Genomic DNA, 21,731 nt, shown 5'->3' with positions numbered 1-21,731 from the left:
TGTGATGTCGGAAAGATGGTGTAAACACTCTGAAAAAACGACATTTTACAAGCCTGTATCGCGCCATTAATATAACGGCTGTATATTTTTTTGCAACAATTTTTTGTGTCGCCTTAAAATGAGGTATAACATCTCGAAATTAAAAGCTTATCTGTGTATATTCGGCAAACAGATTGTTTATTTTGCTCTATATGGTGAGTATGCCGTTTGTGCCAAGAGGGGTAATGTTCGTTTTGAAATGAATAAATGCGTATCGGGTGAGGGGAATTTGCTAATGGTATTTTATGGGGAAGAGGGGGCAGATTTCAAACGAGGGTATGAAAAAGAATAAAAAGGGGGGAAGGTTTCCCTTCCCCCCGGACTGCCAATGTACCGATGAACAGATATTCCGATTAGTGGTCGATGGCCTTGGCCATGCCGATGCCGGTGTTCTGGCGGACGTAGATCTCGTCGAACATTTCCTCGGAGCGCCGGCTCGGGAAGGCCAGGCAGCCGATGATGGCGGCGAGGAAGCCCAGCGGGATCGAGATGATGCCCGGGTTCTTAAGTTTGATCAGCGGCTTGTCAAGGCCCAGCATGGACTTGCCGTCCTTGTTCTTGGCGTAGTCGGCCTTTGCCTTGTCAAGGTCCTTCATTTCCTTTTCGGTGAGGACCGCACCACCGGCCTGTTTCTCTTCAAGCTTCGTGACGACCTTTTGGGCGTCGGCGGCAACGACCTTCGGGTAGGTCATGTTGGGGGAGACCATCACCAGGGCGATGGAGGCGACGGTGCCGACCACGAGGCCCGACACGACGCCGGCGGTGTTGAACTTGCGCCAGAAGAGGGACATGACCACGACCGGCAGGTTGCCCGAGGAGGCAACGGCGAAGGCCAGGGCCACCAGGTGGGCGACGTTCTGCTTCTCGGCGGCGATGCCGATGATGATGCCCATGGCGCCGACGCACAGGGAGGTGATCCGGGCGGCCATGACCTGCTCGTGCTGGTCGGCGTGGCCGTCCTTGATGACGTTTACGTAGATGTCGTGGGCAATGGCGGCGGAAGCGGCCAGAACCAGACCCGAAACCACGGCCAGGATAGTGGCGAAGGCAACGGCGCACAGGAACGCCAGGAGCAGGTCGCCCAGGAAGGGGGAGATGTCGCCGCCCAGTTGCTGGGCCAGCATCATGGCGGCCATGTTCCCGCCTTTGTCAACGGCGGTGATCCCTTGCGGGGTCACGTGGATGGCGGCGCCGAAGCCGAGAAGCGTGGTCAGGATGTAGAAGGAGCCAATGATGAACATGGCCACGATAACGGACTTGCGGGCGGCCTGGGCCGTGGGCACGGTGAAGAAGCGCATCAGGATGTGGGGCATGCCGGCGGTTCCGAGCACCAGTGCCATGCCGAGGGAGATCTGGTCGAGCGGGTTCTTCAGGAAGAGGCCCGGCTCAAGGAAGCGCTGCCCGTAATCGAAGCCCGCCACGGCAACGGGGTCCTTGAGAACGGCCTTCTGGACGTGCTCGATGATGTTGGGGTTGGTGGCGATGTCGTTGAAGAAGGTGAACGGGTTCATGCCGGCCTTGAGGCCGACCAGGACGGAGAGGAGGCCCGCACCGGTCATGAGGAGGCCGGCCTTGATGATCTGAACCCAGGTGGTGGCGGTCATGCCGCCGAACACGACGTAGCCGACCATGAGGATGCCGACGCCGATGATGGCGAACTTGTAGGGAATCCCGAGCAACAGCTGCATCAGCTTGCCGGCACCGACCATCTGAGCGGTCAGGTAGAAGGTGGAGACGGCAACGACGGAGATGGCGCAAACGGCCCGGACGACCTTGGGCTCGGTGCGGAAGGAGAGGATGTCGCCCAGGGTGTACTTGCCCGCGTTGCGGCAGGGCTCTGCCACGATCAGGAGCACCGTGATGTAGGCCACGAGCCAACCCACCGAGTACATGAACCCGTCATAGCCGTAGAGGGAGATCATGCCCGAAATCCCCAGGAAGGAGGCGGCGGACATGTAGTCGCCCGCGATGGCCCAACCGTTCTGGGTGCCGGTGATGCCGCCGCCGGCGGTGTAGAAGTCGGCGGCCGACTTGGTCCGCTTGGCCGACCAGACGACAACGGCCATGGTGGCGCCGATGATGATCAGGAAGATGGGGATGGTGACCATCGGGTTGGCCTTGATGCTCGTCTTCTTCTCGGCCGGCGCTGCCGGGGCCGGGGTGGCCACCTTGGCGGCGTCGGTGGCGGCCGCCGGGGCAGTGGCGGCAGGAGCGGTGGCGGCGGCCGGGGCCCCGGGGGCCGCCGGAGCCTTGGCCGGCTCTTCAGCGAAGGCAAACGAGCCCAGGGAGAGGGCCAGGGTGATACCGGCAATCAGTTTTTTCATCACAGACCTCCTTCCTATTTGAGCTCATCTACCAGCTCGCGGGTGAGCCGGTCGAAGTCTTTGTTGGCCACATGGGCGTAGTACATGGCGATCCCCCAGGAGACGAAGAACTGGGAAAGGGCGAACAGGTAGCCGAAGTTGATGTTGCTGAGAATCTTGATCTTGAAGAGTCCCGGCGCATAGGCCGCACCGATGGGGAGGAGGAAGTAGTAGACGGTCGAGAACACCCACCAGCCGACCAGAAATGTGGTCTTCTTCCGGTGGAGCTCGACGAACTTGGGGTTCTTGGCTATTGACGCCCAATCGTACTGTTTTTCTGCCATGGTTCGTTACTCCTTTCTTCGTGAATTCGCATTCCCAGGGAGCAGCGTCCCGCTCCCGTTGCCTTTCGTTGCAATCCTCTACGTCTCCTCCCCCCTTTCGCACATGGTTTTTTCTGGCAGTTCTCCGGTCACAGCTTTGCGTAGCCAAACTTCATGGAGAGTATTTCAGCCCCTTCACGCAGTGAAGGGATAATCTCGTTTTCCATGCGGGATGCCATCATCCGGAAGGAGGGCCCCAGCATGGTCAAGGCGCCGATGACTTTGCCCGCGTAGTCGCGCACCGCCACGGCAACGCTCACGATCCCTTCCCCCAATCCGTCGAAATCAACGGCAACGCCATGCTCCCGCACGGCCTTCAACTCCTGCTGGAGTGCCGCAGGATCAAACGGTCCGCCGTTCCGACCCCGCTTCTTGAGGAAGCGGTCCAGCAGGTCGGTCGACTCCAGTGCCCGGATGGCTTTGCCGGCGGCGTTGCTGAAAAAGGGGAAACGCCGTCCCACCAGGGGGGCGGTCTTGATGGCCTGCTCACAGTCCACCATATCCAGGAAAAGAACCTCGTCCCCCTTGAGTACGGCGATGTAGACGGCCTCGTCATGCTTGCGCGCCAGTCTTTCCATGATTGGGTGGGCATGACGGATGAGGCTGGTGCTGTTCAGAAGCCGCTGGGCCAGCTCGACCGATGAAATGCCCAGGCGATAGACGCCGCTCGTCTCGTCCCGTTCAACCAGTCCCTTGCTCTCCAGGGTTGCCAGGAGCCGGAATGCCTTGTTGCGGGACAGGTCGAGCTTCTCGGCCAGATAGGGAAGGGTCGCGTGACGGCTCTCGTCCGTGAGCGTTTCGAGGATATCGAGGGCCTTTTCAACGGTCTGTACCGCGTATGAGCTTTTTTCCCTCGTCATCGTTCCCTTTCCTGTCGCAATGTGGTGGTCGGGGTTGTTTGAAAAACGGTGTTATATTTTTATTGAAAAGCTAACACGGTGTTTTAATTTCGTCAATACAATTTTGTTTTAAAAAGTTTATCTAAAAAATATATAAGTAAAGTTAGTATGTTGAATGATAATTGTGGCGAAAAATTGAACTGAATAAACGTTCTGTTGATAAGTAGAACATGGTTTATTGAAAAATCAAGTAAAGAAAATGCGAGAGGGTGAGCTGTGAGGGTATGTAATTTTTGAGACGTGGTTGCGAACGGGGTTCTCGGTAGGGTGGGTGACGGCCCGGTGAGATCCCGGGCCGTTGCGCTGACCGGGTTGAATAGGGTGCCGGCCAAGGGGGGGGCATCGCTTCCGGCGTGGCGCGAGTTGTTCTTCGCTCTATCAATTATTGAGGTGGCTTTCCGTGCCGGTGTTTCAGGCCGGTCGGCACCGCCGCGTCATCTGATCGCAAGCCCGGCCGCCGTGCTCTGTGACACGGGGCGCGGACGGATTTTACTGGAATTTGACGGCTGTTCCCTTTCCTTTTACGTAAATGACGGGAAAGATGATGTAGGTGTCTTTCTCGATGCGGACTTCGGGGAGGATAACGGCATCTGCGCCGATTTTGGATGCTTCGAGGCTCAGGGCGTCATGGGCCCACTCTTCAGCCTCCCGCTGAAGTTCCTCGATGCTGCCGTAACGCTTGAGGTTCACTTCTACGGTGCCGATCTTTACGTAGGGACGAAAAATCTCGTCCTGGGCCAGGATGGGGGGCAGGTCACGGTCTGTTTCATCGGCCATCTGGGGGATGGTGGCGCATGCGGCGAGTAGTGCCGCTGCCGTGCCAGCCAGGAGAACGCGTCGTACAAGGCGGACGAGAGGGGCAAGGAGAGTAGTGGTTGGCATGCGATACCTCGTTGTGAATGGTGGGATTCCGGCGTCCGTGGCGGTGCCGGCACCGCTATTTTACATGAAGTTTGGGCCTTTACAACCCGGAATTTCCCATGATAGTATCACCCGATTTGAGGCCGGTGGCTGATTTTGGGAACAGGAGGATCAACCGCATGTCGGGACATAATAAATGGAGCACCATCAGGCATAAGAAGGGGGCGGCCGACGCCAAGCGCGGCAAGGTGTTCACCAAGCTGATCAAGGAGATCACCGTTGCCGCCAAGATCGGCGGTGGCGACCCGAACGGCAATCCGCGCCTGCGTGCCGCCGTCGACAAGGCCAAAGCCGAGAACATGCCCAAGGACAACATCGAGCGGGCCATCAAGAAGGGGACTGGCGAACTCGAGGGGGTCAGCTACGAAGAGATCATCTACGAAGGATACGGTCCCGGCGGCGTGGCGGTGCTGGTAGAGTGCATGACCGACAACCGTAACCGTACGGTCGGCGAGGTGCGGAGCACCTTCACCAAGTGCAACGGCAACATGGGCGAGGCGGGGTGCGTTTCGTGGATGTTCGACAAGAAAGGGCTCATTGTCCTGTCCAAGGACGTTGATTTTGAAAAGCTCTTCGAGACGGCCCTTGAGGCCGGCGCGGACGACGTGGCGGACGAAGAGGAGCAGTACGAGGTGCTCACCGACCCGGCAGCGTTCATTGACGTGCGCGAGGCACTCGAAAAGGCCGGCTTCCCCTTCGAATCCGCCGAAATCACCATGATTCCCCAGACCATGGTGAAACTTGACGGCAAGAATGCCGAGAACATGCTCAAGCTCATGGACCGCCTCGAGGACAACGACGACGTCCAGAACGTCTACGCCAACTTCGACATCTCCACGGAGGAGATGGAAAAGCTCATGTAGGCGGGCCCTGCCACCCCCGGTTGGTTCAAGCGCGGAAGTCGGAAGCCGGGTCTTTCCTTTCGCGCGTTTTTTCTGCTGTGCTCTCCGCGCCCTCTGTGGCAGAATGTCTCCCCATGAGAGTTCTCGGCATTGACCCCGGTTCACGCATCACCGGCTACGGCATCATCGAGAAAATCGGCAACCGTCTCGTGCACGTGGACAACGGCGCCATTCATACCGACAGCCACAGGGAGTTCGCGCTCCGACTCCACAAAATCTACGAGGGGCTGAGCCGCGTCATCGAAGAGTACCGACCCGATGCAATGGCAGTAGAGCAGGTGTTCCTCGCCCATAACGCCCAGAGCGCCCTGAAGCTGGGCCAGGCCCGCGGGGCTGCCATCGTGGCCGGGGTAAACGCGGGATTGCCGGTCAGCGAGTACACGGCCATGCAGGTGAAGCAGGCGGTGGTCGGCTATGGCCACGCCCGCAAGGAGCAGGTGCAGCAGATGGTCAAATCGCTCCTCAACCTTCCCGAGATCGCCCAGGCCGATGCCTCCGACGCCCTGGCCGTAGCGGTCTGCCACGCCAATTCGGCAGTGATGAAATCCGTGCTCCGGAGCATCCGATGATCGCCCTTCTCACCGGCAGGCTCGCCCACAAATCCCCCGACGCCATCATTATCGACGTGAACGGCGTCGGCTACCGGGTCCAGATTCCTTTCTCAACCTACTACGAGCTTCCCGAGGAGGGGAAGACCGTTTCCCTTTCGATACATACCCATGTGAAGGAAGACTCCATCAGCCTCTTCGGCTTCCGAACCCTTGCCGAGAAGGAGTTCTTCCAGTTGCTCATCTCGGTTTCCGGCATCGGCCCCAAGATGGCCCGCGATATCCTGTCCAACATCCAGCCGGGGGAACTGGCCGCCGCCATTGTGCAGGGGAATCTCGCGAGGCTCTCGTCCATCCCCGGCATCGGCAAAAAGACCGCCGAGCGGCTGGTGCTGGAACTCAAGGAAAAGGTCCGGAAGATGGAAATGGCGCCGTCGGCCCAGGAGGCGCCCTCCAGTGAAGCCCCCGCCGAGGTGGCTGACGACGTGACCTCGGCCCTTGTGAACCTCGGCTATAAGGAGGCGGTGGTCCGGAAGGTGTTGGCCGAGATGAGCATCGAGCCCGATGCCTCCACGGAGGCGGTGCTTCGGCAGGCCCTCAAGGTACTGATGAAATAGCCCCATGACGACTCGAACGATAAGCCCTGAAAAGACCGACGACGACTACGCCGAATCATCCCTGCGCCCCCGCGCCCTGGACGATTACATCGGCCAGGAGAAGGCCAAGGGGAACCTGCGGGTCTTCATCGACGCGGCCCGAAAGCGCGGCGAGGCCCTGGACCACGTGCTGCTCTACGGCCCGCCGGGACTGGGGAAGACCACGCTCGCCAACATCATTGCCTGTGAGATGGGGGTGAACATCAAGTCCACGTCTGGTCCGGTCATCGAGCGTCCGGGCGATCTGGCGGCAATTCTCACCAACCTGGAGCCCCACGATGTCCTCTTCATCGATGAGATCCACCGCCTCTCCCATGTGGTGGAGGAGATACTCTACCCGGCCATGGAGGATTTCCAGCTCGACATCATCATCGGTCAGGGCCCAAGTGCCCGCACCATCAAGCTGGATCTTCCCCGGTTCACCCTCGTGGGGGCCACCACCCGCGCCGGCCTTCTCTCGTCGCCACTGCGGGACCGCTTTGGGGTCATCTCGCGCCTGGAGTTCTACACCGATGCAGAGCTCTCCACCATCGTAACCAGGTCGGCGCACATCCTCGATATCCGGATCGAGCCTGACGGTGCCCGGGAGCTGGCCCGCCGCAGCCGGGGAACACCCCGGATCGCCAACCGTCTCCTGCGTCGGGTCAGGGACTTTGCCCAGGTTCGGGCCGATGGCGTCATCTCCGCTCAGGTGGTGGACGAATCCCTCAAGCTCCTGGAGATCGACGAAAAGGGGTTCGATCAGATGGATCGCACCATCATGCTGACGATCATCGACAAGTTCGGCGGCGGGCCCGTGGGGCTCGACACCATAGCCGCCGCCATCGGAGAGGAGCGCGATACCATCGAGGATGTCTACGAGCCGTTCCTGATCCAGCACGGTTTCATTAACCGCACCCCCCGGGGCCGCGTGGCCACGAAGTCCGCCTATGAGCACTTCGGCCGCATTGCGCCCGCGCCCGGGCAAGGCGCGCTCTTCTAGGCCGTTTCCCGCCATGCAACTCGTCTTCGACTTTCCCGTCACCCCCAAATACTCGTTCGACAATTTCGTGATCTGTGCCGGCAACGAGACTGCCTGCCGTTTCGCCCGGCGCCTGACGGACGAAAGCGGTTCGGAAAATCTCCTCTACCTCCATGGGCCCTCCGGTTCGGGCAAGACTCATCTGCTCATGGCAATGGGGGCCTGCTTTGCGGGCCGGGCCGGGTTTACGGCAGTGCCATGCATATCGTTCAAGGATGTTGACGAGATCTATCACGGCGAGTATCCGGCTGAAGAAGTCTCCAGATTGGCCGAGCGTTTTCGCGGCGCACCTGCCCTGCTTGTGGATGACCTCCACCTGATTCCCGATCAGCAGAGTGTCCGGGTGGAACTCTGGCAGCTGTTCAACGACTTCTATCAGGCCGGCAGGCCCATAGCCATCACCGGGCTCAATCCCCCCAACGAACTTCCCACTCTCGATGGTCACCTGACATCGCGTCTGCTCTGGGGTCTCGTGGCGAAAACCGATATTTCGGACGACGATTCCCGCCGCCGCATCATGCAGAAGCTGGCCGATGACCGTCAAATCATCCTTCCCGCCGACGCGGTCGACTACCTCCTGGTGCATGTACGCCGCGACGTGCCGTCCCTTGTTGCCGCGCTGGACGCGATAACCCGCTATGCCTTCAGCGCCAAGCGGAAGATTACCCTGCGACTGGCGCGCGAGGCGCTGGCACTTCTCTAGGATTTGTCTGCCGCCGGCCGCGCGGGTTGTCTCCTGTAAGGTTTCACTTACTAGCTATGACAGTGAGATGTAAGTTTTTGCGACAAAATTGCATAATGAATTTAGCGTGTTACCGGTAAGGTAATCCCTGGAATGAACGAACCGTCGAAATTGTTTACGGTTTTATGGCGTACCCTTTCCGGGATTGAAGCCCATTTCTTTGTAGATTCAATGGTTATATGGCTGGCCTACTAATTGCATAAACTTGTATGAAGCACTACCACCCATCACAAAGAGAGGGGACAGTCATGAAAACACAACATATGTTCATACTCTCCTTGCTGCTCGTCATGCTGACCGTAACTGCGGCCCATGCGGTAAGCCTCTCGTACACCTACACCGACAAGGATTACCTCGGCGGCGCTTCTTGGGGAAGCATGACCGCCTACGTGGAGGACGCCAACACCCTCGGGATCAGGTATACTGCGGCACCGGCCTCGGCGATCGGCGCGGGCAGCACGGCAACAGCCTTTGCGTTCACGTTTTCCGGAGCTCTCCCCATTGCGATCTACAATCCGTCCCGGGGAGCCTTCGGCGACGATCAGGACGCTCTCAAGTGGGTGGTATTTGAAAAGAAACTCAGCACCCTCCCTCCTCCCCAGAACGGCGATGAGTTCAATCCCGTGATCGACAACAAGTACGTGTTTGAATTCGCAGCCACCGAGGGGGATGGACGGTCCATCAATTCCTCCGGCGTGAAAGCCGGCCAGAGTGACGTGTTTTACATGGACTTCAACTCTTCCGCAGTCGATTTTCTGGCGTTCTCGCTCGCGGACCTTAAGTCGTTCGTGGAACTGACCGCTGTCCGGTTGATGGGGCTCTCCAGCGACATCAACGGCGGCAGCCTGTTCCTCGCGGGCAAGCTGGAAGACAGTACGCCTGCTCCGGTGCCCGAACCCGGTACGATCCTGCTGCTGGGGATTGGAATCGCAGGGCTCGGACTGTATCGGATGAAGCGCGGATAGCCGGAAAAGAGTGACCGACTGCTGGAAGGACAGGGGGGAGCGCGGGGTGCGTTCCCCTCTTTTCGTTGCGGTGCAGGCCGCGGGCAGTGGCAGCTATCGGCCTTCGCCGGCAGGCCATTGCCAAAAAGGTGGTTGAGCTGACGCGTCATAACGACTAAACTGGCATGCCGATCAGGAGGTCGTTGCCCCAATGAAACTATTGCTTCACATCTGCTGTGCCCCCTGCGCCATCTATCCGGTTAGCCGTCTCCGCGACAGCGGGGCGGATGTCACCGGGTTCTTTTTCAACCACAACATACATCCCTACCAGGAGTACCGTCGCCGGCTCGACACGGTCCTGGAATATGCGGACCGGATCGAGTTGCCGCTGGAGGTGCGGGACGAGTATCGCCTGGAGGAATTTCTGGCCGCCGTGGCCGGAAATCCGGCGGATCGATGCTGGTACTGTTATTTTTCGCGCCTGGATGCGGCAGCTGCCGCAGCAGCGGCGGGCGGCTTCGACGGGTTCACCTCATCGCTCCTCTACAGCCGCTACCAGAAGCACGACGACATCAGGATCGCTGCCGAGCGGGCCGCAACGCGCCACGGGGTCGCCTTTGTCTACGACGACTATCGCCGGGGCTGGCAGGACGGCATCCGCGTCTCCAAGGAGATGGGGCTCTACCGCCAGCAGTACTGCGGCTGCATCTACAGCGAAAAGGACCGTTACCATCCCCCGCAGGGGAAAAAATGATGCAGGGCCTCGGAAAGTCGCTCATGGTCATGGGGCTGGTCATTGCGGCCGTGGGCGTGCTCCTCACCGTTGCCGGCAAAATTCCGTGGATTGGCCGCCTCCCCGGCGACATCTACGTGAAACGGGACAACTTCACCGTTTATTTTCCCCTTGCCACCAGCATTCTCATATCCCTGGTGCTCTCCCTCATCCTCTGGCTGCTGAGAAAATAAGCCGTTCCTGCTGAAATTCCTCAAGTTTCACCACTCCTAACCGATAGATGCTACAGCTGCTTCGATCTAAAAGCGGTCGTTGTCGCGAGCGTCATTATGCGAACGGAGGGCCCCATGGCGATCAACAGCATGAATACGGTATTTCTTGAGGTAATCGAGTGGTTTGACGACAGCGGCCGGGAGATGGTGCGCCGCATCCCCCCCGAGGGGTCCGCCGAGATCAAATTGGGCGCCCAGCTGGTGGTGCGGGAGAGTCAGCGGGCGGTCTTCTTCAGGGACGGCAAGGCCGCCGACTGCTTTGGCCCTGGTAGGCATACCCTGACCAGCGCCAACCTGCCGATCCTGACTAAGCTCCTGTCGCTCCCCTGGGGAGGCACCTCTCCCTTCCGCTGCGAAGTCTGTTTCGTGGGAATACAGACCTTCACCGACCTGCGCTGGGGAACCAAGGAACCCGTTGCCTTCCGGGACAGCCGCTTTGGCATGGTACGGCTGCGGGCCTTCGGCACCTACACCCTGCGGGTGGTCGACCCGCAGCTCCTGGTGAACGCTCTGGTGGGAACCCGGGGGCTTTACACCAGCAGCGAGCTGGAGGAACTGTTCCGCGACATCATCGTGGCGCGGCTCAACGACTACCTGGGCGAAACCATCGACTCGGTTCTGGATCTGCCCGCCCGCTACGATGAGACTTCTGCTGCGCTCAAGGAACGCCTGGCAGGAGACTTCGGCGGATTCGGCATCGAACTGGCCGAACTTTACGTGAACGCGATCACTCCCCCGCCGGAGGTCCAGAAGGCCATCGACGAGCGCACCTCCATGGAGGCGGCCGGCGATGTGGATCGCTACCTGAAGTTCAAGGCGGCCCGAAGCCTGGAAGCGGCGGCCTCGGCCGAGGGGGGCGGCGAGGCCGCCCAGGGGATGGGGATCGGGGTCGGTGCCGGTCTCGGCATGATTCTGCCCGGCATGGTGGCGAATGCCATGGCACAGGGAGCTGATGCGTCCGCTCCTGTCGGCACGGGTAGCTGTCCCCGCTGTATGGCGCCGTTGGTGGCGGGTGGAAATTTTTGCCATCAGTGCGGCGCCCCGGTAGAGTCCGGCTTTTGCTCCGGCTGCGGCAAGCCGCTGCCGAAAGAAGCTCGCTTCTGCCCCGGCTGCGGACGGCAGGCCGGAGCATAGGCGGTGACCATCGCCTGCCCCCAGTGCGGCGCCCCGGCGGAGGCGCGCACCGATACCCGTTTCCACGGCTGTGCATTCTGCGGTTCATCCTTCATGGTGGAACGGGGTGTCGGCATCGCCGAATACCACCTGGACCACGAGCGGGACGATCGGGTGGCGTGGAGCGCAGTGGCCTCCACCCTCGAGCGGGATGGTGCCGGACAGGCCGTGGAGCGGACCGGCTGCGAGTATCTGGTTGCGCCCTTCTGGCTCTCGCGACCTGAAAGTGGAGGGAATCGGCTCGTGCCGGCCCTGCGTCATCCCTGGCTTCAGGGTCCCCTCCCCGGCCTGCCCGGCGGCGACCTTCTCTTCGTCCCGTCGGGGGACGACTTCATCCTGCCCGACATCCCGGCCGACGAGGCATTAGGGGAAGGAGCCGACCGTGGCGGCACCTCCCTCAGCCTCGTTTACCTCCCTCTCTATCTCCTTTCCTTCCGCCTTGCCGGTCACGACTGCAGGGCACTGGTTTCGGCGGTGGACCGGCGGGTCGCGCTCCTGACGCCCCTCCCGGCCCGGTCCGAGTCGGTGCCGTTTCGCCACGCTGCACTGGTGGCCGGTTTTGCCATCACGCTCACTGCCGCCGGGCTGGCCGTGAAGAGCCACCTTCTCAGGGCAGCCGTCTTCGCGGCTGTGCTGGCCGTTGCCTGGCCGGTCTGCACCGCATTGCTCCGAAGGGGGGAGTAATGAGCGAGCGGCAGACGGTCACCATATCCTGTCCCCAGTGTGCAAGCCCTTTTTCGTTCAGCGAAGGAAACCGCAATGCTCTCTGTCCCTCTTGCGGAACCTCTCTGGCAGTTTCCGGCGAAGCGGGCATTCCCCGATTTGTTATTGCTGAGCGGATTGACCGTACCCAGGCGCGCGCCGCTGCCCGCAAGGCCGCGGCGGCTGCCGGCGGCGACCCGAAGGTGGTGGAACTGCTCCGGTTTGAAGGGGACGAGCTGTGCTTCCTTCCATTCTGGCGGCTGCGGGGCCATGCGGCCGGCTGGCTCTGGACCGAGCGGGAGACTCGGGTCCAGCAGGAAGAGTACGATGAGAACGGCATGCGGACGGTTCGGGAGGTGCGCGGACCCGTGGAAAGCGGTACCGAGACGGTCATGATTGCCGTGGACTACAGCTCTCCCGCCTGCGATACGTCACGCTTCGGCCTGCGGGGCATCGCCGTGGCAAGCGCGGTCCTGCCGCTTTCGGGGATGGATTTCGCCGAGGTTTCCCGCCGGGGCACGGTCTTTGATCCGGTCACGACGCCGGATCAGGTGAGGCGGGAAGCACTGGCCCAGGCCCGGTCCCGGGGCGGAGGAAAGGGAGTGCTCCGCTCGGCCGGCCGTCTCGCCCTCTGTGGGGAGCGCATCGTCCTCATTTCATATCCGGTCTGGAGCCTCACGTTTTCCCGCGGCGAGCGGCTCTATCACGTGGCCGTGGACGGGGTGAACGGTCGCGTCCTCGCCGGGCGCCTTCCGGCCGCCGTGCGGATTGCGGTGCTGCGCCCCCTGTCGACGGTCACGCTCCTGATCTATTCCTTCACTCTCCATCCGCTGGTCGGATTTGTCGCCGTCGGCGCTTTCCTGGCCTGGCTCGCCGCCAACGGCGGGTTGTCGATTGAGCGTCTGGCCGTCTGGTTCTTTGGCGTGGTAGACCGGAGAGGGGAGGTGGAGCTTGGCTGACCGGCACGATCTGCGGGTGATCCCGCTCCGTTGCCCCGATTGCGGCGGTGGCCTTACGGCTGCGGGTGAGGATGTCATCTTCCCCTGCCGGCGGTGCGGCACGTTCCGGGAACTGGAGGGGGAGACTCTGGCTCTGCGCCAGGTCCTCCACGCGGCCGGACCTGACCTGGATGCCTCGCCCGGGGCGCGGCGTACCATGGCGCGGCTGCCGTTCTGGGTCTTCCCGTTCCGCGTCGCGAGTTCCGGCGGCGAGGCGACAACCCTGCGCAACTACCTGTCCCTGACGGGCACCATCATGGCGCCTGACCCTGCCCGGGCGGAGAAGCCACCGCTCGTCTTCGTGCCTGCTTTCGCCGCCAAACCGGCACCCATCCTGCGTGCGGGGAGGCTCCTGACGCTCCGTGCTCCCGCGTTCGGCCGCTCCGCCGGAAGCCCCGCCGCGGTGGCTCCCATCGTTTTTCGCGAGGCTGATGCCCTGACCCTGGCCGAACCGGTAGTACTGGCCACCGTGGCAGGCGAGCGGCGCGTGAACCAGCGGTTTCTGGAGACATTTTCAGTCCGCTGCGGCACCGGCAAGCTCCTCACCATTCCTTTCGACCTCCGGGAAGGGCGGCTGTTCCAGCCCGACCTGGACCTGGAGATTTGAGGCGCGGGTGGCGGGCCGCTTGTTTTTTGCGTGATTTCTGCTACTTTTGTTCCGTGTGATGTCCATGAAAGGAGGAACGCCCCATGATCGAACTGTTCGAGAAGGTATTTCTGACCGGCCTGGGGGTCGTGTCGCTGTCCCAGAGAAAGGTGGAGGAGTGTCTCGTCGACCTGAAGGAAAAGTACAAGGTGGGTGAGGACGAAGGAAAGGCGATCCTGGAGAAGATCCAGACCATGGCCAAGGACGTTAAGGGGCGCATCGAGGAGATGGCCGACGTGGAGGTCAAGCGGGCCATGGACCGACTTGGGCTCGTTCCCCGTGAGGAGTACGACCGGCTCGTCAAGCGGGTTGAGGCCCTTGAGGCCAAAGCCGGCGTCGGAGACCCGAGTACCGAATGCTGAGCGTTTTCCAGCTCAATCGTAACATCCGGAGCCTGCGCCGTTACCGGCAGATCGTGCGGGTATTGGTCAAGTATGGCTTCGAGCACGCCCTGTCGCTCATGGGGCTATCCCGGTTCGTTGCCCGGGGACGCCGGCTCTTCCGCAAGCCCGAACCGGAACTGGCCCGGCTCTCACCCGCGGAGCGGATGAGGCTTGCCCTGGAAGAACTGGGCCCCACGTTCGTCAAGCTGGGCCAGATCCTCTCCACCCGCCCGGACGTGATCCCCCGCAGTTTCGTGCTGGAGTTCGCCCGGCTCCAGGATCAGGTGCCGTCGTTCCCCTTCGAGGACGCCCTGGACCAGATCCGCCGCGAGCTTGGTCGCGATCCGGAAGAGCGTTTTTCCTTCATCGACCCAGAGCCCCTGGCGGCAGCCTCCATCGCTCAGGTCCACCGGGCCCGGCTCGTTTCCGGCGAAGAGGTGGTGGTCAAGGTCCGCCGTCCCGGCGTGGTGGAGGCCGTGGAGACCGACATCGACGCCATGATGGGACTGGCGGTCCTGGCCGAGCGTCACCTTCCCCGCAGCGACATCTACGACCCGGTGGGGCTCGTGAAGGAGTTCGCCCGGACGATCCGCCGCGAGATGGACTTCGCGCGGGAAGGGCATACCATCGAGCGCTTTGCCGAGAACTTCGCGGGGGACCCGACCCTCTACTTTCCCACGGTCCACTGGGACTGTACCGCCCGGGGGCTCCTGACCATGGAGTTCATCAACGGGATCAAGGTGTCGGACACGGCGGCCCTGGAACGCGCGGGCATGGACCGTCGGCTCATCGCCCGGCGCGGGGCCGATGCCTTCCTCAAGATGGTCCTCACCCACGGCTTCTTCCATGGCGATCCCCATCCCGGCAATGTCCTCATCCTGCCGGACAACGTCATCTGCCTGCTGGACTACGGCATGGTGGGGCGGCTCGACGCCCAGCTCAAGGGGTATCTCACCGACATCCTGCTGGCCATCGTCCAGCGGGACGTGGACGAGGTGATCTCGCTGCTGCTCTACTCGGGGGAGATTGCCGACACCCTGGATACCCGGGCCCTCAAGCGGGACCTGACCGGCCTGATCGACAACTACTACGAGACCCCGCTCCAGGAGATCGAGGTGGGACGGGTGCTGCTGGAGTTTCTGGAGGTGATTACCACCTATCACATCAAGTTCCAGCCCGACCTCATGCTGCTGGCCAAGGCCCTGGTGGCCATCGAGGGGATGGGGCGGGAGCTGGACCCCGCCTTCGACATGGTGGAGCACCTGCGCCCCTTCATGAAGCAGGCCGTGCGCGACCGCTTCTCTCCCCGCCAGCTGATCAGGGAGATGGACTCGAACCTTCTCTCCTATTTCACTCTGGCCCGCAACCTGCCGCGGGACCTGAAGGAACTCCTCAATCGGATCAACCGGAACAAATTCAAGATCGACCTGGAACACCGGGGCCTCGACCGGGCCATGCGGGAGTTCGACAAGTCCGTGAACCGCCTTTCCTCCAGCCTGATCATTGCCGCCCTGATCGTTGGCTCGTCCATTGTCATGCAGACCGACAAGGGGCCGAAGTTTCTCGATTTCCCGGTGTTCGCCTTCATGGGCTACACGATCGCCGGCTTCATCGGCCTCTGGTGGGTCGTGGCGATCATCCGGTCAGGACGGCTGTAACGAAACCTCAGATTCTCACCAGATCATACTCGCGCGTTCCCATGCCGATCTTCTCGGCATGCTCCAGCTGGATTTCCCAATCGATATCCGGGTGAACCCCGCGGAACTTGTCGCCCCCCGGCTCATGGCCGGTGGCCAATGCCGTATTCTGGTTCCCCACGGCGTCATTGACCAGGTCGGCGCAGGCCTGGTCCAGGGCGACGGGGTCGGTGGAGGCGCAGATGCCGATGTCGTTCACGATGGGGGCGTCGGCGTGGCCGTAGCAATCACAGGCCGGGGAGACCTGGGTGATGAAGTTGAGGAAGAGGGTCTTGTGCTGCTTGCCCGTTACGGCTCCCTTGGCGAATTCCACCATCTTCTTCATGACCAGGTCGGCGGCCTCGTTCCACTGGATGGTGATGGCCTTGGTGGGGCAGATGGTGATGCAGCGGCTGCAGCCGGCGCACGCCTTCGGGTCGATCTTGGCCTTCCCCTCGATGATGGCGATGGCGTCATGGGCACAGGCCTTCAGGCAGAGCCCGCAGCCGGTGCAGTATTTTTCGGCCACCTTTGGCGCCACGGTGGAATGCTGGGTCAGCTTCCCCTCGCGGCTTGAGCAGCCCATGCCCAGGTTCTTCAGGGCGCCGCCGAAGCCGGTCAGCTCATGGCACTTGAAGTGGGAAACGGCCACCAGGGCGTCGGCCTCGACGATGGCGGAGCCGATGGGGACCTTCTTCAGCAGTTCGCCGTTCACCTCCACGACCGTGGCCGAGTTGCCCCGGAGTCCGTCGCACATGACGAGGGGAGCGCCGGCAACCGCAAAGTCGAAGCCGTTCTCGATGGCACAGATCAGCGCGGAGACCGCTTCCTTGCGCTCGCCCGGATAGAGGGTGGAGGAGTCGGTGAGAAAGGGCTTTCCGCCGCATCCTTTGATTTCGTCCACCACGCGCCGGATAAAAATGGGGCGGATGAACGCATGATTTCCCCGCTCTCCGAAGTGGACCTTTACCGCCACCAGGTCGCCTGTGGCGATCCGTTCCCTGGCACCGGCCAGGATCATGAGTTTGCCGATCTTGGCGAAAAGGTTCTCCTTGTGTCCCGCCCGCATGTCGCTGAAGTAAACGGTGCTCGGCATGACGCGTCTCCTTTGCATCGAGTGTTGTGAGATGGACGCTAGCACAGGGGCGCGGTATTTTCAACGTCAACAGCCGGTTATCGCTAACTTTTCCTTGCGGTCGGGATAAATTTTGTTATGTTGTTAATTAATAAATCAGCCGCCACAGATCGGGGGATGCCATGAGTGATTCAGCGAAGCAGCCGGAACTCTGGCTGATGGGATTGGGATGTGAGGAAGAGCGTTCGACCGCGGTGCTCGACTATCTCAGGCATGCGGGCTATTCGGTGGTGTGCAGGGGAAGGGACGATTTCGGCGACACCAAGCCCCTTGGCGTGGTCCTCGACGTTTCACCGTTCTCCCACGACGGCTGGGGAATCCTGCTGGATATCAAGAACAATCCGGCCACCCGCGATGTGCCGATCCTGCCGGTCTACCTGAGCCAGGAGGGAAAGATTGGAGGCGTTTTCCCGGCCGCCGGTTTTTTCACCCTCCCCATCGACACCGATTACATGATGAAGAAGCTTACGGTCCTCGGGCTGACCGATGAGGCGGATACCTGGGACCTCCAGGTGATGGTGATCTCCAAGAAGGGGGAGGAGAGCCTTGCCAGGGCCATCACCTCCCTCGGCTTCGAGGTGGTTAACGCCTACACGGGCAAGGAGGCCGTGGCCCTTGCCACCACGGGCCGCGCTTACATGATCTTCTGTTCGGTCACGTTGCCGGATATGCACGCCTTCGAGCTGTTGGAGCGCTTCCGGCTCTATCCGCAGGTCCGTAACGTTCCGTTCTTCGTGCTTGTGAAAGATGCCATGAAGGAGGGGGAACGGCTGGCCCTGTCCCGCCAGATGGACCACCTGGTGCGGAAGAAAGAGCTGTCGCGGGACGAGTTCCTGGCATATCTGCGCAGGCGGGGATAGCGGCCGATCCGCTCCCCTGATGCAATGGCAGCCGGCTTCCCGGAAGGGGAGCCGGCTGTTTCGTGGTCGGGATACTGAACGCTCGATACCGGGCAACCCGGCTCCGCGGCTGAATTTTCGCCTCGCCTCTGGGAAACGGCGCCGGTTTGGGATACAGTGTCCGGCATATTCAATTACGGAAAAGGTGATAATGATGATTTCACGCATGATGATTCGAGTGGTTACGGTGGCCTTTGCCCTGTCGCTGGTGGCGGTGGCCTGTCACGAGGCCGAGGCCCGTGCGGGTGGCGGCCGTTCCTTCGGCAGCCGCGGTACGCGCACCTACCGGCCACCGGCCCGGACGGTGGACCCGGCTCCCGCCTCCCGGCCCCAGCCGGCCCCCGCTGTCCCCCAGACCTTTCCCCAGCAGCGGCAGGGTGGCAGTTTTCTCCGCAGCATGGCCGGCGGTATCGTGGGGGGCCTGCTTGGCGGTATGCTCTTCCGCAGTCTCGGTTTCGCGGGCCCCGGTGCGGGCGGCGTGGGGCTCTTCGATATCCTGCTGATCGGCGGAATTCTCTATCTGGTCTATCGTTTCGTGGCGTCCCGGCGCCGTGAAGCCGCGGCCACGGTTGGCCGCGCACCCGATTGGGGGCGTGAGGAGCCTGTGGCGCCCCAGCAGTACCGCTACGGGCAGCCCGCGGAACCCGTCCCCGCAGCCGGTGCCGACTCGGGGCTGGCCCACGTCCGCCAGATGGATGGATCGTTCAGCGAGGAGCAGTTCCGTCAACTGGCCCAAGATGTCTTTTTCCGGGTCCAGGGGGCCTGGACCCGGCGCGACCTCTCGTCGGCGCGGGAGGTTCTCGCCTCCGAGATGGAGCGGGCGCTCCAGAACGACGTGGCTGAACTCAAGGCGCAGGGCCGGGTGAATCGGCTGGAGAATATCGCCGTGCGCCAGGTGGAGATCGTGGAGGCCTGGCAGGAGGAGGGCTGTGATTTCATCACGGTCCGTTTCCTGGCGAATCTTCTCGACTACACCACGGACGAAGAGGGACGGGTTGTCTCCGGCAGCGACCGGGAGCCGGTGAAGTTCGAGGAGTTCTGGACCTTTACCCGGCCCGTGGGGCCGAATCCCTGGAAGCTGTCGGCGATCCAGCAGGCCTGAAGCCGTCGGCAAAGGCCGCAAGGCTTGCCACCATCTCACCTTCCGCCGTGGGGTCCACGTGGGGGATCTTGCTCTGTCCCCCCAGCTTGCCGCGCACCTCTTTGGACCAACGGTAAATGACATCCCAGCTCACCGTCACGACTCGGGGCCCGGCGATCCGTCCCTGGCTCCGGAACGTGGCGTAATCGGCATTCAGCGAGCGGAGCGTGGCGTCCAGGTGTCTCCCCAGGACGTCGCCGCTCCGCTCGTTCATTTCGCCCACCGCCAGTACCCACAGGTGGCGCCGTTCCCCGATGTCGGGGCCCACCATGAACTCCCTTACCTCGATCCCGTCCAGTTGGTTGAGCCGGGCCACCGCTTCCTCCACCTCCCCCTGAGTCACCTTTTCCTCGAACCGGTCCAGAAACCGGTCCCGTCCCGTGAATTCGATGAAGTGGGGGGACAGGGCGGTGAAACGCAGGGTGTCGCCGATGTGGTAACGCCACAGTCCCGCACAGGTGGTGAGGATAACGGCGTAGCGCCGGCCGGTCTCCACCGCCTCCAGGGGAACCGTCGGCGCGTCGGCGGCCGGTGTCCCCCCCTCGTCGAGGTCCTCGATGGGGATGAACTCGAAGAAGGCGCCGTAGTGGGGCACGAGCCGCATCCGGTCCTCGCCCGGCAGTTGGAAGGCCATGAACGCCTCGGAGGAGGGGAGCACCTCCAGGAAATGGGGCCGGCGTCGGGGAAAGAGGCCGTCGAATTCGCGGCGGTACGGTTTCATGCTCGTTCCCCCGTGGATGATCAGTTCCAGGTTGGGAAGGAGCTCGGCAATGGGGCGGTGCCCCATCTCTTCAACCCGCTGCAGGAGGAGGATGATCCAGGGAGGAACGCCGGAGATGCCCCGGATGGAGCGGTCCGACAACAGAAGCCCCGCCAGTTCCACCACTTTTTCTTCCCAGGGCAGGGCCGACACCGCCATGCCCGGCGCCACGAAGGGGCGCAGGTAGAAGGGGCGATGGCGCAGGGTGATGCCGCTCATGTCACCGCTTTGCACCCCGTTGCCCAGATCGGTGAGGCTGGTGTTGCCGGCCATGTAGAGGAGCTTTCCCTGGAACAGGCGGCTGCGGGGGATGCGGTGCAGGTAGCAGGCGGTGAGATCAATGGCGGCCCGCTTGTTGGCGGCGAACATCTCCCGGGAAAAGGGGATGTATTTGGTGGGCGCCGTGGTGCCGGAGGTCTCGCAGAAAAAGGGAATCCTGCCGGGCCAGGTCACGTCCTCCAGCAGGAGCCGTTGGCTGCCGTTGGCATCGCTCTGCCACGCCGAGAAATAGTCGCGCCAGAAGTCGGCATAGGTGCGGATCGGCACCCGGCGCCGGAATTCCGCATAGAGACGGTCGAAGGGCTCTCCTGCCAGTTCCGCGAAGCCATGGTCGCGGCCGAAGCGGGTGACGGCGGCCGCTACCACGAGTCGGGCGAGAATTTCCCGCTGACCGGCAATCGGATCCCTGTTCTCGAAGTTCTTTGCCAGGGCCGCGGCCCCGGTCTTGAGCATCAGGTCGATGCTTGACCTGATCATGAAACCACCGCGATGCGCAGGGGGGACGCCAGACGGTCGTACCATGCCTCGATCAGGGGGTTGTAGCAGTGATGGTGAAAGATGAGCGAGGCATGGGGAACCGTGTCGCCGTTCATGGGCGAAGCCACCGTCCTGACCTTGCCCCGGGGGAAGAGCTCTCCCCGGACGCCGGTGTCGCGCAGGGCCGCCAGGGTGGGGGAGGAGGGGGCCAGGATGTTCTCCTCGTCCTCGGCGAGCATGACCAGCGCCGGCCCCGCGAACAGCGGCCCGGCCGCGGCGAACGCGGCATCCTTGAGCGCCACCACCCGTTCGTATCCCCCGAGACATGACGTGGTCTGCAGCACCGACATGATTTTTTTGCGGATGGAAAGGTGCCGGTGGGAGAGGATGCGGTTCACGGCGCCGGCTTCGAACAGGGCCTGGAAGCAGCGCCGGGCCCGCTCGATCTGACGCTCGAGCTCTTCCTCCTTCGTGGCCTCTGCCCTGAGGATGCGCCTGAGGCTGCTCTCCAGCATCCGGACTCCGCCACCCTTTTCGCGCTCGGGCCGTACCAGGTCCTGAGTGCAGAGGACCGGGCTCGTCATCACGATGCCGCCCACGGTCAGGCCCTCGCCGGAGTAGCGCTCCCGCAGGAACCGGGAAAGGAGTGAGCAGCCGAAGCTGATGGCAAAGATGACCGGTTTTTCGCCCCGCCGGTTCAGATCTTCCACCAGGTCGGCCAGTTGGGCAAAGAACATCTCAACGGAAAAGCCGTGCCGCGCGTAATTCAGATAGTAGACCGAACCGTGCCGGCGGAACAGTTCCCGCTGGAACTCCACCGCTTCAGTGGCGTCCGGGACGAAACCGCCGATCACGATGGTCGGCTGGGTGCCTGTTCCCTTTTCCCGGAAGATCTGGTTGCGCACCGCGTGAACGCTGGGCAGGCGCCGGCGCAGGGCCAGCTCGCGCGGCCGGGATGACGGGGTGTGTGGTTTGATCGCCATGTGCCGCAGGAGCCCCGTGGCCGCAGAGGCCACCGAGAGGAGCGCGGGATGCCGGGCAACAGTTCGCTGCGCAAGGGGAATGACGGTGCTGGTGAGCATGGTTCGTCCCTCCGGTG

Annotated in this window: 23 protein-coding genes; 16 read left to right on the top strand and 7 right to left on the bottom strand. The window is 62.3% G+C overall.

Annotated elements, in window-relative coordinates:
• Positions 1 to 392: 392 nt before the first annotated feature.
• The 4 genes from AABA48_RS09280 to AABA48_RS09265 all read right to left on the bottom strand — a co-directional run bounded on the left by AABA48_RS09280 (position 393) and on the right by AABA48_RS09265 (position 4,506).
• On the bottom strand, positions 393 to 2,363 hold the full coding sequence (locus AABA48_RS09280) for a solute symporter family protein (protein WP_286350211.1): 1,971 nt from the start codon (positions 2,361 to 2,363) through the stop codon (positions 393 to 395).
• A 14-nt stretch (positions 2,364 to 2,377) separates the two neighbouring features.
• Positions 2,378 to 2,686: a DUF485 domain-containing protein gene (locus AABA48_RS09275; protein ID WP_010941732.1), complete on the bottom strand. Its 309-nt coding sequence runs from the start codon at positions 2,684 to 2,686 to the stop codon at positions 2,378 to 2,380.
• Between the two features lie 128 nt (positions 2,687 to 2,814).
• Positions 2,815 to 3,585 (bottom strand): IclR family transcriptional regulator, encoded by a 771-nt coding sequence (locus AABA48_RS09270; RefSeq protein WP_010941733.1) that lies wholly within the window; start codon positions 3,583 to 3,585, stop codon positions 2,815 to 2,817.
• Between the two features lie 528 nt (positions 3,586 to 4,113).
• Positions 4,114 to 4,506: a lipoprotein gene (locus tag AABA48_RS09265; RefSeq protein WP_010941734.1), complete on the bottom strand. Its 393-nt coding sequence runs from the start codon at positions 4,504 to 4,506 to the stop codon at positions 4,114 to 4,116.
• A gap of 158 nt (positions 4,507 to 4,664) precedes the next feature.
• Between AABA48_RS09265 and AABA48_RS09260 the strand changes: the two genes are divergently transcribed.
• From AABA48_RS09260 to AABA48_RS09195, 14 genes are all read left to right on the top strand, one after another.
• Entirely contained in the window at positions 4,665 to 5,408 is a 744-nt protein-coding gene (locus AABA48_RS09260) for a YebC/PmpR family DNA-binding transcriptional regulator (RefSeq protein ID WP_010941735.1), read from the top strand.
• A 113-nt stretch (positions 5,409 to 5,521) separates the two neighbouring features.
• Positions 5,522 to 6,016 (top strand): crossover junction endodeoxyribonuclease RuvC, encoded by a 495-nt coding sequence (gene ruvC, locus AABA48_RS09255; RefSeq protein WP_286350210.1) that lies wholly within the window; start codon positions 5,522 to 5,524, stop codon positions 6,014 to 6,016.
• Positions 6,013 to 6,612 (top strand): Holliday junction branch migration protein RuvA, encoded by a 600-nt coding sequence (gene ruvA / locus AABA48_RS09250; protein WP_119332157.1) that lies wholly within the window; start codon positions 6,013 to 6,015, stop codon positions 6,610 to 6,612. Before ruvC ends, ruvA begins: the two co-directional genes overlap by 4 nt.
• A gap of 4 nt (positions 6,613 to 6,616) precedes the next feature.
• Entirely contained in the window at positions 6,617 to 7,633 is a 1,017-nt protein-coding gene (gene ruvB / locus AABA48_RS09245; protein WP_286350209.1) for a Holliday junction branch migration DNA helicase RuvB, read from the top strand.
• 13 nt (positions 7,634 to 7,646) lie between these two features.
• Positions 7,647 to 8,375 (top strand): DnaA/Hda family protein, encoded by a 729-nt coding sequence (locus tag AABA48_RS09240; RefSeq protein WP_286350208.1) that lies wholly within the window; start codon positions 7,647 to 7,649, stop codon positions 8,373 to 8,375.
• A gap of 287 nt (positions 8,376 to 8,662) precedes the next feature.
• Positions 8,663 to 9,379, top strand: a complete 717-nt coding sequence (locus AABA48_RS09235; RefSeq protein WP_286350207.1) for a PEP-CTERM sorting domain-containing protein — start codon at positions 8,663 to 8,665, stop codon at positions 9,377 to 9,379.
• A gap of 190 nt (positions 9,380 to 9,569) precedes the next feature.
• A complete protein-coding gene (locus tag AABA48_RS09230; RefSeq protein WP_286350206.1) occupies positions 9,570 to 10,112 on the top strand; it encodes an epoxyqueuosine reductase QueH in 543 nt (180 codons plus the stop codon).
• On the top strand, positions 10,112 to 10,324 hold the full coding sequence (locus tag AABA48_RS09225) for a DUF2905 domain-containing protein (RefSeq protein WP_286352527.1): 213 nt from the start codon (positions 10,112 to 10,114) through the stop codon (positions 10,322 to 10,324). The genes AABA48_RS09230 and AABA48_RS09225 overlap by 1 nt, the downstream gene beginning before the upstream one ends.
• A gap of 114 nt (positions 10,325 to 10,438) precedes the next feature.
• Positions 10,439 to 11,497, top strand: coding sequence for an SPFH domain-containing protein (locus tag AABA48_RS09220; RefSeq protein ID WP_286350205.1), 1,059 nt, complete (start codon positions 10,439 to 10,441; stop codon positions 11,495 to 11,497).
• Between the two features lie 3 nt (positions 11,498 to 11,500).
• Entirely contained in the window at positions 11,501 to 12,220 is a 720-nt protein-coding gene (locus AABA48_RS09215) for a hypothetical protein (RefSeq protein ID WP_286350204.1), read from the top strand.
• Positions 12,220 to 13,197, top strand: coding sequence for a hypothetical protein (locus tag AABA48_RS09210; RefSeq protein ID WP_286350203.1), 978 nt, complete (start codon positions 12,220 to 12,222; stop codon positions 13,195 to 13,197). The genes AABA48_RS09215 and AABA48_RS09210 overlap by 1 nt, the downstream gene beginning before the upstream one ends.
• Positions 13,190 to 13,843 (top strand): hypothetical protein, encoded by a 654-nt coding sequence (locus tag AABA48_RS09205; RefSeq protein ID WP_286350202.1) that lies wholly within the window; start codon positions 13,190 to 13,192, stop codon positions 13,841 to 13,843. Before AABA48_RS09210 ends, AABA48_RS09205 begins: the two co-directional genes overlap by 8 nt.
• Before the next feature lie 83 nt (positions 13,844 to 13,926).
• The gene (locus AABA48_RS09200) at positions 13,927 to 14,244 is read left to right on the top strand and encodes a phasin family protein (protein ID WP_286350201.1); all 318 of its coding nucleotides are present in this window, start codon (positions 13,927 to 13,929) and stop codon (positions 14,242 to 14,244) included.
• Positions 14,238 to 15,923, top strand: coding sequence for an ABC1 kinase family protein (locus AABA48_RS09195; protein ID WP_286350200.1), 1,686 nt, complete (start codon positions 14,238 to 14,240; stop codon positions 15,921 to 15,923). The genes AABA48_RS09200 and AABA48_RS09195 overlap by 7 nt, the downstream gene beginning before the upstream one ends.
• Before the next feature lie 7 nt (positions 15,924 to 15,930).
• Here the strand turns inward: AABA48_RS09195 and AABA48_RS09190 are convergent, their stop codons facing one another.
• Positions 15,931 to 17,037 carry a DUF362 domain-containing protein gene (locus AABA48_RS09190; protein WP_286350199.1) on the bottom strand — a complete coding sequence of 369 codons (1,107 nt, stop codon included), beginning with the start codon at positions 17,035 to 17,037 and terminating at the stop codon, positions 15,931 to 15,933.
• A gap of 161 nt (positions 17,038 to 17,198) precedes the next feature.
• Here AABA48_RS09190 and AABA48_RS09185 point away from each other — a divergent pair, with 161 nt between their 5' ends.
• A complete protein-coding gene (locus AABA48_RS09185) occupies positions 17,199 to 17,936 on the top strand; it encodes a response regulator (RefSeq protein ID WP_286350198.1) in 738 nt (245 codons plus the stop codon).
• A gap of 193 nt (positions 17,937 to 18,129) precedes the next feature.
• Positions 18,130 to 19,077, top strand: coding sequence for a Tim44 domain-containing protein (locus tag AABA48_RS09180; RefSeq protein WP_286352526.1), 948 nt, complete (start codon positions 18,130 to 18,132; stop codon positions 19,075 to 19,077).
• Here AABA48_RS09180 and AABA48_RS09175 read toward each other — a convergent pair.
• Both AABA48_RS09175 and AABA48_RS09170 read right to left on the bottom strand, forming a co-directional pair.
• On the bottom strand, positions 19,022 to 20,632 hold the full coding sequence (locus AABA48_RS09175) for a GH3 family domain-containing protein (RefSeq protein WP_286350197.1): 1,611 nt from the start codon (positions 20,630 to 20,632) through the stop codon (positions 19,022 to 19,024). The two genes, AABA48_RS09180 and AABA48_RS09175, sit on opposite strands and share 56 nt — an antisense overlap.
• Entirely contained in the window at positions 20,629 to 21,714 is a 1,086-nt protein-coding gene (locus tag AABA48_RS09170; RefSeq protein ID WP_286350196.1) for an alpha/beta hydrolase, read from the bottom strand. Before AABA48_RS09170 ends, AABA48_RS09175 begins: the two co-directional genes overlap by 4 nt.
• Between the last annotated feature and the right edge of the window lie 17 nt (positions 21,715 to 21,731).

This window comes from Geobacter sp. 60473 (assembly GCF_036323535.1).
GTDB classification, from domain to species: Bacteria; Desulfobacterota; Desulfuromonadia; order Geobacterales; family Geobacteraceae; genus Geobacter; species Geobacter sulfurreducens.
The sequence above is the reverse complement of the archived record's forward strand: the minus strand, read 5'-3'. Positions and strand labels throughout refer to the sequence as shown.

Coding starts and splice junctions, on each gene's coding strand:
- AABA48_RS09280 (WP_286350211.1), bottom strand. CDS start 2,363: ATGAAAAAACTGATTGCCGGTATCACCCTGGCCCTCTCCCTGGGCTCG.
- AABA48_RS09275 (WP_010941732.1), bottom strand. CDS start 2,686: ATGGCAGAAAAACAGTACGATTGGGCGTCAATAGCCAAGAACCCCAAG.
- AABA48_RS09270 (WP_010941733.1), bottom strand. CDS start 3,585: ATGACGAGGGAAAAAAGCTCATACGCGGTACAGACCGTTGAAAAGGCC.
- AABA48_RS09265 (WP_010941734.1), bottom strand. CDS start 4,506: ATGCCAACCACTACTCTCCTTGCCCCTCTCGTCCGCCTTGTACGACGC.
- AABA48_RS09260 (WP_010941735.1), top strand. CDS start 4,665: ATGTCGGGACATAATAAATGGAGCACCATCAGGCATAAGAAGGGGGCG.
- ruvC (WP_286350210.1), top strand. CDS start 5,522: ATGAGAGTTCTCGGCATTGACCCCGGTTCACGCATCACCGGCTACGGC.
- ruvA (WP_119332157.1), top strand. CDS start 6,013: ATGATCGCCCTTCTCACCGGCAGGCTCGCCCACAAATCCCCCGACGCC.
- ruvB (WP_286350209.1), top strand. CDS start 6,617: ATGACGACTCGAACGATAAGCCCTGAAAAGACCGACGACGACTACGCC.
- AABA48_RS09240 (WP_286350208.1), top strand. CDS start 7,647: ATGCAACTCGTCTTCGACTTTCCCGTCACCCCCAAATACTCGTTCGAC.
- AABA48_RS09235 (WP_286350207.1), top strand. CDS start 8,663: ATGAAAACACAACATATGTTCATACTCTCCTTGCTGCTCGTCATGCTG.
- AABA48_RS09230 (WP_286350206.1), top strand. CDS start 9,570: ATGAAACTATTGCTTCACATCTGCTGTGCCCCCTGCGCCATCTATCCG.
- AABA48_RS09225 (WP_286352527.1), top strand. CDS start 10,112: ATGCAGGGCCTCGGAAAGTCGCTCATGGTCATGGGGCTGGTCATTGCG.
- AABA48_RS09220 (WP_286350205.1), top strand. CDS start 10,439: ATGGCGATCAACAGCATGAATACGGTATTTCTTGAGGTAATCGAGTGG.
- AABA48_RS09210 (WP_286350203.1), top strand. CDS start 12,220: ATGAGCGAGCGGCAGACGGTCACCATATCCTGTCCCCAGTGTGCAAGC.
- AABA48_RS09200 (WP_286350201.1), top strand. CDS start 13,927: ATGATCGAACTGTTCGAGAAGGTATTTCTGACCGGCCTGGGGGTCGTG.
- AABA48_RS09195 (WP_286350200.1), top strand. CDS start 14,238: ATGCTGAGCGTTTTCCAGCTCAATCGTAACATCCGGAGCCTGCGCCGT.
- AABA48_RS09190 (WP_286350199.1), bottom strand. CDS start 17,037: ATGCCGAGCACCGTTTACTTCAGCGACATGCGGGCGGGACACAAGGAG.
- AABA48_RS09185 (WP_286350198.1), top strand. CDS start 17,199: ATGAGTGATTCAGCGAAGCAGCCGGAACTCTGGCTGATGGGATTGGGA.
- AABA48_RS09180 (WP_286352526.1), top strand. CDS start 18,130: ATGATTTCACGCATGATGATTCGAGTGGTTACGGTGGCCTTTGCCCTG.
- AABA48_RS09175 (WP_286350197.1), bottom strand. CDS start 20,632: ATGATCAGGTCAAGCATCGACCTGATGCTCAAGACCGGGGCCGCGGCC.
- AABA48_RS09170 (WP_286350196.1), bottom strand. CDS start 21,714: ATGCTCACCAGCACCGTCATTCCCCTTGCGCAGCGAACTGTTGCCCGG.